Genomic DNA, 11,331 nt, shown 5'->3' with positions numbered 1-11,331 from the left:
TCACCCAAGGTATAGTGTCTTCTCTTGTAGCGCCGATCAAGACGGCGCGGGGAAAACTCCCGAAATAGTCTTCATTTTATGTAGAGAGAGAGCCCACAGGTTATGTCTATTACCGTTTACACCAAGCCGGCGTGCATGCAGTGCAAAGCAACTACCAAAGCACTCGAAAAAGCAGGGCTGGAGTACGACCTCGTAGATATCTCCGTCGACGACGAAGCGCGTGACTACGTCCTCGCGCTCGGCTACCTCCAGGCACCAGTCGTTGAGGTAAACGGCGAGCACTGGTCTGGGTTCCGCCCGGAGCGCATCCGTGGCCTGGCTGCGGCTTAACTCTTCCGACGTCTCACGCCGCTAGTGTTTTACACATTGGCGGCTCTTTTTATGTAGAGGGCATCCAACATGTTGATCGTGTACTTCTCGTCGTTGACAGAGACGACGAAGCGGTTCGTCGATAAGGTGAGGCTTCCGGCGCAGCGTATTCCGTTGCGGCGCACGGACCCAGCACCAATTATCGACGAGCCCTACGTCCTCATCTGCCCGACCTATGGCGGGGGCGTATCGATGACGCACGTGAACACCAAACCTGTCCCGCCGCAGGTCATCAAGTTTTTGAATGACGAACACAACCGCAGCTATATCCGTGGCGTCATCGCGTCTGGCAACTCCAACTTTGGCACGGACTACGGCCTGGCTGGTGACGTAATATCGGAGAAGTGCAACGTCCCGTACCTTTTCCGCTTTGAGCTGCTGGGTACTGATGACGACGTGCTTCGCGTGCGCAATCAGCTGATCGAGCACGCCGACCGCCTCGGTTTGCTGCCGCTGACCCCCGAGCAGGAAGACGCGCTAGAGTCGGTTGGGCAGCTGCCGGGGCAGGAAAACGCACAACGCTTAGCGCAACTGCGCGAGAAATATACAAATAAATACCGTAACGCCGATCGTTAATCAACGCTGAACCATCAAGAGGATATCTGTGTCTACGAACCCTATTCATGGCAAGAATGTGCCGGAGCCAGTCAACGAGGCTGACATGCTGGACTACCACACGCTCAACGCACTGCTGAACCTGTACGACGAAAACGGTCAGATCCAGTTCGATAAGGACCGCGAGGCTGCGAATCAGTTCTTCCTGCAGCACGTGAACCAGAACACGGTGTACTTCCACGACCTCGAAGAGAAGATGAAGTACCTGGTGGACAACAAGTACTACGAGCCCGAGGTTATTGAGGCATATGACTGGGAGTTCGTGAAGGACACGTTCAAGCGTGCGTATGCCTTTAAGTTCCGCTTCAAGTCCTTCCTGGGCGCGTACAAGTACTACACCTCCTACACGCTGAAGACATTCGACGGTCGCCGTTACCTCGAGCGCTTCGAGGACCGCGTGGCGATGACCGCGCTCTTCCTCGCCGACGGTAGGGAAGAGGTCGCATCCGCGCTCGTCGACGAGATTATGACGGGCCGCTTCCAGCCGGCGACGCCGACATTCCTCAACGCAGGCAAGGCGCAGCGCGGCGAGCTCGTGTCTTGCTTCCTGCTGCGCATCGAGGACAATATGGAGTCCATCGGCCGTGCGATTAACTCCTCGTTGCAGCTGTCGAAGCGCGGCGGCGGCGTAGCGTTGCTGCTGTCGAACATTCGTGAGGCCGGCGCGCCCATTAAGCACATCGAGAACCAGTCGTCTGGTGTGATTCCAGTGATGAAGCTGCTGGAGGACTCCTTCTCCTACGCAAACCAGCTCGGCGCACGCCAGGGCGCAGGTGCTGTGTATCTCAACGCGCACCACCCTGACATCATGAAGTTCCTGGACACCAAGCGCGAAAACGCTGACGAGAAGATTCGTATTAAAACGCTCTCGCTGGGCGTCGTCGTCCCAGACATCACCTTTGAGCTGGCGAAGCGTAACGACGACATGTACCTGTTCTCGCCGTACGACGTCGAGCGCGTCTACGGCGTTCCGTTCGCCGACATCTCCGTCACCGAGAAGTACGAAGAGATGGTGGAAGACCCGCGCATCCACAAGTCGAAGATTAATGCGCGTCAGTTCTTCCAGACGCTGGCGGAGATCCAGTTCGAGTCCGGCTACCCGTACATCATGTTCGAGGACACCGCGAACCGAGCGAACCCGGTCAAGACTGGCCGCATTAACATGTCCAACTTGTGCTCCGAGATCCTGCAGGTCAATTCCCCGTCGGAGCTCAACGCTGACCTGACGTACGCGAAGGTCGGCCACGATATTTCCTGCAACCTTGGCTCCTTGAACATTGCGATGGCGATGGATTCCGACGACTTCTCCCGCACCGTCGAGACCGCAATCCGCGGTCTTACGGCGGTGGCGGACAAGACGTCGATTGACTCGGTGCCGTCGATCCGTGAGGGTAACGACGCCTCCCACGCCATCGGCCTGGGCCAGATGAACCTGCACGGATTCCTTGGCCGCGAGCACATCCACTACGGCTCAGAGGAAGGCCTCGACTTCACGAACGCCTACTTCGCGGCCGTGATGTACGAGTGCATCAAGGCATCGCACAAGATCGCAGTGGAGACGGGCGAGAAGTTCGAAGACTTCGAGCGCTCCGAGTACGCCACCGGCGAGTTCTTCGACCGCTACAACCCGGAGGATTTCCAGCCGAAGACGGAGAAGGTCAAGGCGCTGTTCGAAAAGTCGACGATTGCAGTGCCGACGGCCGAAGAATGGGCAGCACTGAAAGAAGCGGTCGCTCGCGACGGCATCTACAACCGCTACCTGCAGGCAATCCCGCCGACCGGCTCGATTTCTTACATTAACAACTCAACCTCCTCGATCCACCCAATCGCGTCGAAGATCGAGATCCGTAAGGAAGGCAAGATCGGTCGCGTCTACTACCCGGCACCGCACCTGAACAACGAGAACACCGAGTACTTCGACGACGCCTACGAGATCGGCTTCGAGAAGATCGTCGACACCTACGCTGTCGCTACGAAATACGTCGACCAGGGCCTGTCGCTGACCCTGTTCTTCAAGGACACGGTGACGACGCGCGACCTGAACCGCGCGCAGATCTACGCATGGCGCAAGGGAATTAAGTCCCTGTACTACATCCGCCTGCGCCAGATGGCCCTGGAGGGCACCGAGATCGAGGGCTGCGTATCCTGCATGCTGTAAGCGCTGGTTGAGAACAGTGCTGGCTTAGAACTCGACGAAGCCGTCCACTCCGCGCAGAAGGCTCCAGGATGCGTTTTCTGCTCCTGTTGAGTCGCCGGATTGGATGGCTTCTGCCACTTTCAGGTGGTATGCCATTGCATCAAGGTGTGGGTCGTTCGGCATGATGCCGTAGCGGGTGCGCCCTTCAAGCACGTACAGAATGGGAAGGGTGAGGGTGCTAAACATCTCGTTGCCGGAGCACTCCAATATTAAGGTGTGAAAACGTTTATCCGCCTCGAGGAACGCGTCCGTGTTGCCCTGTCCAGCTTCGGAGAGCTCCATGAGCTGTTCGGCGAGCGCCTTGAGTTCCTGTGCTTGTTCCTTCGTTGCGTTCGTCGCTGCGAGCGCTGCTGCGACCGGCTCGACTGCCTTGCGCAACTGGTCGAGTGACACGATCTGCTTCGCTCGGTGCGCTTCGCTGCTGAGACGCCAACGGATCACCGCCTGGTCAAAGACAGCCCAGTGTTCTTCCGGCAGCACCTTAATGCCGACTCTGCGAGAGGAGCTCACAAGCCCGAGCTGCTCCAGCGCGCGCATTGCCTCACGCGCGACTGTGCGCGAAATCCCAAACCGGCTGGAAAGATCCTGGAGCGTAAAGCGCTCTCCCGGCGCCATTGTCCCCGATACAATCTCGCCCCCAAGCTCGTCGAGCACCTTGGTCAGAAGAGGTCCTTCGGCGGATTCGGCAGGATCGAGGGTGAGAGGCATGCTATTCATCCTTTTTCTCGTATCGGAGAGTTTGAATTGAGACTATTAATCAGCATAACCCCGGCTGTGAACTACAACGCAACGAGTCGGGCATGGGTGGGGGTAGGAGGGGGTGAATCCTAAGGAGAAAGCGCTGTAGGGAACTGGTCGCGTTTGGCGAAAGTCAAAGTCGGCTGTCCGGAATGTACCCCCGCCAAGTGTCCGCCGCGCGGACAATCGCAACCGGCGCCGCTGCGTAGAGGCGCTTGCGCTAAGATGGGCGCCATGACTGAAGAGTATCTTGGCTACCTGCAGGCTCATAAGGAGCCGATGAAGGCGATTAACTGGAACGAAATCCCTGATGAGAAGGACCTCGAGGTGTGGGACCGCCTCACGGGTAACTTCTGGCTCCCAGAAAAGATTCCTGTTTCGAATGACATTCCGAGCTGGAACACGCTGACTGATGATGAGCAGCTTTCCACGATGCGCGTGTTCGCAAACCTGACGCTACTGGATACGCTGCAGGGCACCGTCGGTGCGGTATCTCTGCTGCCGGACGCGAAGACGCTGCACGAAGAGGCCGTCTATACGAATATTGCGTTCATGGAGTCCGTACACGCCAAGTCCTACTCGAACATTTTCATGACGCTGGCGTCCACTCCGCAGATTAATGAGGCGTTCCGCTGGACAGAAGAAAACAAAGAGGTGCAGCGCAAGGCTAAGATTGTAGAGTCCTACTACCGTGGCGACGACCCAATGAAGAAGAAGGTCGCCTCCGTCATGCTGGAGTCCTTCCTCTTCTACTCGGGCTTCTACCTGCCTTTGAACTGGGCGGTGCACTCGAAGCTGACGAACACCGCGGACATTATCCGCCTGATCATCCGCGATGAGGCCGTGCATGGTTACTACATTGGTTACAAGTATCAGGTTGGTCTGCGCGACGAGTCCCCGGAGCGCCAGGAGGAGCTCAAGGAGTACGCCTTCGATATTCTCTACGACCTGTACGAGAACGAGATTCAGTACACGGAAGATATCTACGATCCGCTGGGCTGGACCGAGGACGTGAAGCGTTTCCTGCGCTACAACGCGAACAAGGCCCTCAATAACCTGGGCTACGAGGGGCTTTTTCCGGTCGATGAGGCTCGCGTTTCGCCGGCGATCCTGGCGTCGCTATCGCCAAACGCGGATGAGAATCACGACTTCTTCTCTGGCTCGGGTTCCTCGTACGTCATTGGCAAGGCCGAGGAGACCGAGGACGATGACTGGGACTTCTAACCCAGTCAGCTGAGTGCTTTTCGACGCCACTTCGTGCCACCGCAGCAGTTTGCGGTGGCACGTTTTTCGTTTCCGGACGTAAACATGCCCAAACTTTGGGTTGATACTAAACGGGGGACGTGTGTGGGGGAGTTTCGAAACGTTGCGAGCGTACTGGCTTGTGCTATGCGTTTGGTGGCTGCTGTGACTGTTGGTGTTTCGGCAGGTAACTCATGGTGGCTGTTGTCAGGCCTTGGCAGGGGTGCGAGGTGGACGTTGGGGAAAGGCCCGGAAAGGCTGGCAAATGTATGGGCGCGTCACTTAAGATGATGCGGTATCACAATTAGCTTTCGTGTACCTGTTTTGTGTGCGAAAGTTACAGTCAGGAGGAACGAATGACCGCTGTGGCGCCAAGGCTGGAGACAAAAGTCCAGTCGACACGTCCGGAGCCAACTGGCAATGGCCGGATTGGCTCTCAGATTTATAAGCAGCTCACCACGACAGACCACAAAGAGCTGGGCATCATGTACATCATCATGTCCTTCATCTGGTTCTTCGTTGGTGGCTTGATGGCTCTGCTGATCCGTGCTGAGTTGTTCAGCCCGGGCCTGCAGTTCCTGTCCAACGAGCAGTTCAACCAGCTGTTTACCATGCACGGCACCGTGATGCTGCTTGCGTTCGGTACGCCAGTTGTGTGGGGCTTCGCTAACTATGTCCTGCCGCTGCAGATCGGCGCGCCGGATGTGGCGTTCCCACGTCTGAACGCATTCGGATTCTGGATTACCTCCGTTGGCGTGTTCGCGATGCTGGCTGGGTTCTTGACCCCGGGTGGTGCGGCTGACTTCGGCTGGACCATGTACATGCCGCTTGCTGACGCAACGCACACCCCATCCGTATCCGCGAACCTGTGGATCGTCGGTGTGGGCGCAACCGGTATCGGTACCGTCGCATCCGCGATCAACATGCTGACCACCGTGCTCACCATGCGTGCGCCAGGCATGACGATGTTCCGTATGCCAGCGTTCACCTGGACCGTGTTCGTCACCTCGATCATCGCGCTGATGATCTTCCCGCTGCTGCTCGCTGCTGCACTGGGCGTGCTGTACGACCGCCTGCTGGGTGGCCACATTTACGACACCGCAAACGGCGGCGCAATCCTGTGGCAGCACCTGTTCTGGTTCTTCGGACACCCTGAGGTGTACGTCCTGGCGTTGCCGTTCTTCGGCATCATCTCTGAGATCATCCCGGTCTTCTCCCGTAAGCCAATGTTCGGCTACATCGGCCTGATCTTTGCAACGCTCGCGATTGCTGGCCTGTCGATGGCTGTGTGGGCGCACCACATGTTCGCAACCGGTGCAGTTCTGCTTCCGTTCTTCTCCTTCATGACCTTCCTGATTTCCGTCCCAACCGGCGTGAAGTTCTTCAACTGGGTGGGCACGATGTGGAACGGACACATCACCTTTGAGACTCCGATGCTGTGGGCGATGGGCTTCCTGTTCACGTTCCTCTTCGGTGGCCTGACCGGTATTATGCTGGCTTCGCCACCGCTGGACTTCCAGCTGCATGACTCCTACTTCGTGGTTGCGCACTTCCACTACACCCTGTTCGGTACCGTGGTGTTCTCCGCAATCGCTGGTGTCTACTTCTGGTTCCCGAAGATGACCGGCCGCATGCTGGACGAGCGCCTGGGCAAGATCCACTTCTGGTTCACGTTCATCGGTTTCAACATGACCTTCCTGGTCCAGCACTGGCTGGGCAACATGGGTATGCCACGCCGCTACGCTGACTACCTGGATACCGACGGCTTCACGCTGCTGAACCAGATCTCCACGGTCGGCTCTTTCATCCTGGGCATCGGTATGCTGCCGTTCATCTGGAACGTCATCAAGTCCTGGCGTTACGGCGAGATTGTTACCGTGGATGACCCATGGGGCTACGGCAACTCGCTCGAGTGGGCAACCTCCTGCCCGCCACCGCGCCACAACTTCACCGCGCTGCCACGTATCCGCTCCGAGCGTCCTGCGTTCGAGCTGCACTACCCGCACATGGTCGAGCAGCTGCGCCGCGAGGCTCACAGCAACCACAAGGCTGATACGCCAGCAACGTGGAAGGGCACGAACTCCGGGAAGTAGCCAAATGGTGAATCCCTCATCCTGACAGATCACACCCCTCATCGGTTTTCCGATGAGGGGTTTTGTGTTGCTCAAAAGTGCTACTCTCATCACAGTCAGCCAGTAACACGAAGGAGCACACCACCAATGACGGCGTTTGAGGTAGAGCTGCAAGCAGGTCTCAAGCCTGCGGTTATCACCGCGTCGGGCCCAGACCGCCCGGGCGTTTCGGGTTCGTTTTTCACAACCCTGTCGCGCCACAATGTCCAGTTGCTCGACGTGGAGCAGACGGACTTCCGAGGGCGCCTGATGCTGGCAGCGTTCGTGGGCATGGACCCAAACGACTTGGTGGATATCGAGCGTGAGCTGCGCGTCGCCCTGTGGGACTATGGTCAGCGCGTCACCATCGAAACGGATGTCTCCGCCCGCGCGGACCAGCGCCCGCGTTCCACGCACGTGGTGGTGGTCCTTGGCAACCCGGTTACGGCTGAGGCGGTGTCACGGCTGGGGACGGAGTTGGCGTCGGTAGGCGCAAACATTGACACGATTCGCGGGATCGCGCAGTACCCGGTGACAGGTTTGGAGCTGTGCATTACGATCCCGAATTACTCGCCGGGTGACGGGCAGGAGATCCGCAAGAAGCTCGCGGAGATCTCAGCAGAGCTGGGGATTGATCTCGCGATGGAACACGCGGGCTTGCACCGCAGGATGAAGCGCCTGGTGTGCTTCGACTGTGACTCGACCTTGATCACTGGCGAGGTCATCGAGATGCTGGCTGCGCACGCGGGACGTGAGGCTGAGGTCGCTGCTGTGACTGAGCGCGCGATGCGCGGCGAATTGGACTTTGAGGAGTCGCTGCGCGAGCGAGTGAAGGCACTGGCGGGGCTCGACGCGTCGGTGATTGAGCAGGTGGCGAAGGACATTGTGCTCACGCCTGGAGCGAGGACCACGATCCGCACATTGAACTCGATGGGGTACCGCACCGCAGTGGTGTCCGGTGGGTTCATTCAGGTGCTGGAGGGCCTGGCGGAGGAGCTGGAGCTCGACTACGTGCGCGCGAACACCCTCGAAATTGAGGATGGCAAGCTGACCGGTCGGGTGATCGGCAAGGTGGTGGACCGCCAGGCGAAGGCGGAGTTCCTGCGCGAGTTTGCTGAGGACAGCGGCCTGCGCATGGACCAGACGATCGCGGTGGGCGATGGCGCGAACGACATCGATATGCTCTCTGTCGCTGGTCTGGGCATTGCGTTTAATGCGAAGCCGGCGTTGAAGGAGATCGCGGACGCGTCGGTGAACCACCCGTTCCTGGACGAGGTGCTCTACATGATCGGCATCCCGCGTGACGAGATCGACGACTCGAATGAACGCCAGGGCATCGATGGTCGCGTCGCTCTGACAAACCGCGAAGCATGAGCAGACAGTTAGCTTGGCAGCTCCTGCACGAGCGCACCAGCGCTGACTACCGGCAGCGCACCGAGGACCCGCGCGACCCCGAGACGGTGCAGGCGATGCAGCTGGTGATCAACCTGCCGAAGCAGGACCCGCCACCACGCAACGCGGTGCTAGTCGACGCCGCCCGCGCCACCGTCGCCGTCTGCCTCGCGGAACAAGCGGGCGAGCCCGGGCCGTGGCGGGAGCACCTGCAGCGCTGGTACGACCACCGCATCCGCAAGGTGACTCGCCGTGCGCGAAACAAGGCTTGGTTGGACGTGCAGGAGGTGCCCGGAGTGACGGTCGGGTCGGTGCGGGCGTTTGTGCCATCCGCGGTGTGCGACGTGCCGCACGAGGTATCGAAGCTGCAGATCAAGGGGACGGACCTGCCGATGGAGCCGGTGGAGGGGCAGGTGGGGGCGTCGACACCTGTGATTGTGGTGGATGCTGGGCTCGAGATGTCTGCGGGGAAGGCGGCCGCACAGGTGGGGCATGCCTCAATGCTGCTTGCTGCGCAGCGCCCGCTCGAGTGGGTGCAGGAGTGGGCCGAGGACGGCTTCCCGCTGAGTGTCCGCGAGGCGGACAGCGGCGTGTTTGCGGAGTGCTTGGCGTACGCGCGCGAACACGACGGCGTGGTGGTCGCCGACGCAGGGTTCACGGAGGTCGCGCCAGGCTCGGTGACGGCGCTGGCGTTTAGCGAGCCGCCACTAAGCGTTGCAGCGCGCCTCTGACGGTATCGGGGTTGGTGGTCTCCCAGAAGGCTGGGAGGCTGCGGCGTAGGAATGAGCCGTAGCGCTTCGTGACTAAGCGGTTATCGAGCACAGCGACGACGCCGCGGTCACTGACCGAGCGCAGCAGGCGGCCCGCTCCCTGCGCCATGAGGAGGGCGGCGTGGGTCGCGGAGACCTCCATGAACCCGGAGCGCCCGGCAGCATCCGCGGCGTTGGCACGTGCCTGCAACAGCGGATCGTCGGGGCGGGGGAACGGGATGCGGTCGATGATGACGAGGGACAGCGAGCGGCCGGGGACGTCGACACCCTGCCAGAGGGTCAGCGTGCCGAACAGGCAGCTGTTCTCGTTGCGGGCGAACTTGTCCACGAGCGCGCCGGTGGAGTCTTCGCCCTGCAACATGATGTCGAAGGGGAGGCGTGTGCGCATCGCTTCCGCGGCCTGCTGGGCGGCGCGGCGCGAAGAGAACAAACCGAGCGTCCGGCCGCCAGCGGCGGTGATGAGCTCGGCGATCTCGTCGAGCGTCGCGTCCGACAGGCCGTCGCGTCCAGGTGCAGGCAGGTGCTTGGCGGTGTAGAGGATGCCGGACTTCGCCGGGTCGAAGGGGGTGCCGGCGTCGAGGCTGTCCCATGTCTTGTCCGGAAGACCCCAGGAGGCCGCCATGGCGTTGAAGTTCCCGCCGACCGTCAACGTGGCGGAGGTGAGCACCACGGTGTGTTCGCCGAAGAGCTTCTCCCGCAGCAGGGCGGCGACGGAGAGTGGCGCGACGGCCACGGAGTCGTCGTACTTGTCGGAGCGTGTCAGCCACACCACGTCGTAGTGCTTGGCTGGGTCGTCCTCGTCGAAAACTTCGAGGATGCGGACGGTGGCGTCGTGCAAGTCCTCGAGGTGGTTCTTGAGGTTGCCGCGCTCGGCGGCGGTTTCCGGGTCGTTCGCGGCCTCGCCCTCGGGGGCGTCCGCGATGGCGTTGCGCGTGCGCCACAGTGCATCGCGGACACCGGTGAAGGCGCCGCGCGCGGGATCGGAGATGCGTTCCCAGCGGCCGGGCTCCTCCAGAGCGAGCGCCGCGCTGAAGTCGTCGGCGACGTCTTCGAGGATCGCCTTATCCGCACCGAGCTTGCCCGCACGCCGGGCAGCGAGCGTCAGCGCGCGGGCGGAGAGCTCGTTGGTTGCTACGGAGGTGATGCGCCCGTCGAGCTCGTGGGCCTCGTCGATGATGACGACGTCGTGCTCCGGCAGTACGTCAACGTCTGCGAGGGCGTCGATAGCTAGCAGCGCATGGTTAGTTACCACCACGTCGACGGAGCGGGTTTTCTCGCGTGCGAGCTCGGCGAAGCATTCGTCGCCGTGCGGGCAGCGGCTCGCTCCCAGGCACTCGTTGGAAGTAACGGACACCTGGCGCCACGCCAAATCGGGTACGCCGGGTTCGAGGTCGTCGCGGTCGCCGGTCTCGGTGTCCTGTGCCCACTCGGCGACGCGCTTGACGTGTTTGCCCAGCCAGGAAATGTCGTCTTCCTCGATGAGCGCCTCCGGCGTCTCCTCGTCTAGCCCGATTTTGTGCAGGCAAACGTAGTTGTTGCGGCCCTTCTGGATGGCGAACGTCGGGCGGCGCTCCAAAAGCGGCTCGAGGGCGTCGGCGAGCCGGGGCAGGTCGCGCTCGACGAGCTGGCGTTGCAGCGCGATGGTGGCCGTCGATACGACGACGGTGCTGTCCGACTGCTGCGCGTGCCGAATCGCGGGGATGAGGTAGGCGAGCGACTTGCCGGTGCCAGTGCCAGCCTGCACGGCGAGATGGCGTCCGGCATCGATCGCTTTGGTGACGGCCTTCGCCATCGCGACCTGCCCGGGGCGCTCTGCGCCACCGAGGGCGGCGACGGCGGCCGCGAGCAGGTCTTCGGTCGTTTGGGCGAAAGGCTGGTCACTCACATCGGGAAAGTC

The 11,331-nt window shown here is 60.8% G+C and carries 8 protein-coding genes and 1 pseudogene; 7 read left to right on the top strand and 2 right to left on the bottom strand.

Annotated elements, in window-relative coordinates; genetic code table 11:
* Positions 1 to 102 precede the first annotated feature (102 nt).
* The 3 genes and pseudogenes from nrdH to nrdE all read left to right on the top strand — a co-directional run bounded on the left by nrdH (position 103) and on the right by nrdE (position 3,142).
* The gene (gene nrdH / locus KBP54_RS08905) at positions 103 to 330 is read left to right on the top strand and encodes a glutaredoxin-like protein NrdH (protein WP_070361976.1); all 228 of its coding nucleotides are present in this window, start codon (positions 103 to 105) and stop codon (positions 328 to 330) included.
* A 69-nt stretch (positions 331 to 399) separates the two neighbouring features.
* Positions 400 to 822: pseudogene (nrdI, locus tag KBP54_RS08900) on the top strand (class Ib ribonucleoside-diphosphate reductase assembly flavoprotein NrdI); the annotation flags it as partial.
* A 208-nt stretch (positions 823 to 1,030) separates the two neighbouring features.
* Positions 1,031 to 3,142, top strand: coding sequence for a class 1b ribonucleoside-diphosphate reductase subunit alpha (gene nrdE, locus KBP54_RS08895; protein WP_256006648.1), 2,112 nt, complete (start codon positions 1,031 to 1,033; stop codon positions 3,140 to 3,142).
* A gap of 24 nt (positions 3,143 to 3,166) precedes the next feature.
* Here nrdE and KBP54_RS08890 read toward each other — a convergent pair whose 3' ends face one another.
* Entirely contained in the window at positions 3,167 to 3,889 is a 723-nt protein-coding gene (locus KBP54_RS08890) for a FadR/GntR family transcriptional regulator (protein WP_070975261.1), read from the bottom strand.
* A gap of 264 nt (positions 3,890 to 4,153) precedes the next feature.
* On the opposite strand from KBP54_RS08890, the gene nrdF reads away from it, so the two are divergent.
* The 4 genes from nrdF (at position 4,154) to KBP54_RS08870 (ending at position 9,395) form a co-directional block, all read left to right on the top strand.
* Positions 4,154 to 5,143 (top strand): class 1b ribonucleoside-diphosphate reductase subunit beta, encoded by a 990-nt coding sequence (gene nrdF, locus KBP54_RS08885; protein ID WP_070363445.1) that lies wholly within the window; start codon positions 4,154 to 4,156, stop codon positions 5,141 to 5,143.
* A 374-nt stretch (positions 5,144 to 5,517) separates the two neighbouring features.
* A complete protein-coding gene (gene ctaD / locus KBP54_RS08880) occupies positions 5,518 to 7,254 on the top strand; it encodes an aa3-type cytochrome oxidase subunit I (protein WP_070361980.1) in 1,737 nt (578 codons plus the stop codon).
* A 126-nt stretch (positions 7,255 to 7,380) separates the two neighbouring features.
* On the top strand, positions 7,381 to 8,646 hold the full coding sequence (gene serB, locus KBP54_RS08875; protein ID WP_256005424.1) for a phosphoserine phosphatase SerB: 1,266 nt from the start codon (positions 7,381 to 7,383) through the stop codon (positions 8,644 to 8,646).
* Positions 8,643 to 9,395: an aminoacyl-tRNA hydrolase gene (locus tag KBP54_RS08870; protein ID WP_256005423.1), complete on the top strand. Its 753-nt coding sequence runs from the start codon at positions 8,643 to 8,645 to the stop codon at positions 9,393 to 9,395. Before serB ends, KBP54_RS08870 begins: the two co-directional genes overlap by 4 nt.
* Here the strand turns inward: KBP54_RS08870 and KBP54_RS08865 are convergent.
* Complete coding sequence (locus tag KBP54_RS08865) at positions 9,358 to 11,319, bottom strand: ATP-dependent DNA helicase (protein ID WP_256005421.1); 1,962 nt, start codon at positions 11,317 to 11,319, stop codon at positions 9,358 to 9,360. The two genes, KBP54_RS08870 and KBP54_RS08865, sit on opposite strands and share 38 nt — an antisense overlap.
* Positions 11,320 to 11,331 lie beyond the last annotated feature (12 nt).

Origin of the sequence: Corynebacterium pseudogenitalium, from assembly GCF_024453815.1 — a bacterium.
Classification (GTDB): Bacteria; Actinomycetota; Actinomycetes; order Mycobacteriales; family Mycobacteriaceae; genus Corynebacterium; species Corynebacterium pseudogenitalium.
Note: the sequence above shows the minus strand (reverse complement) of the source record. Positions and strands in the feature narration are given on the sequence as shown.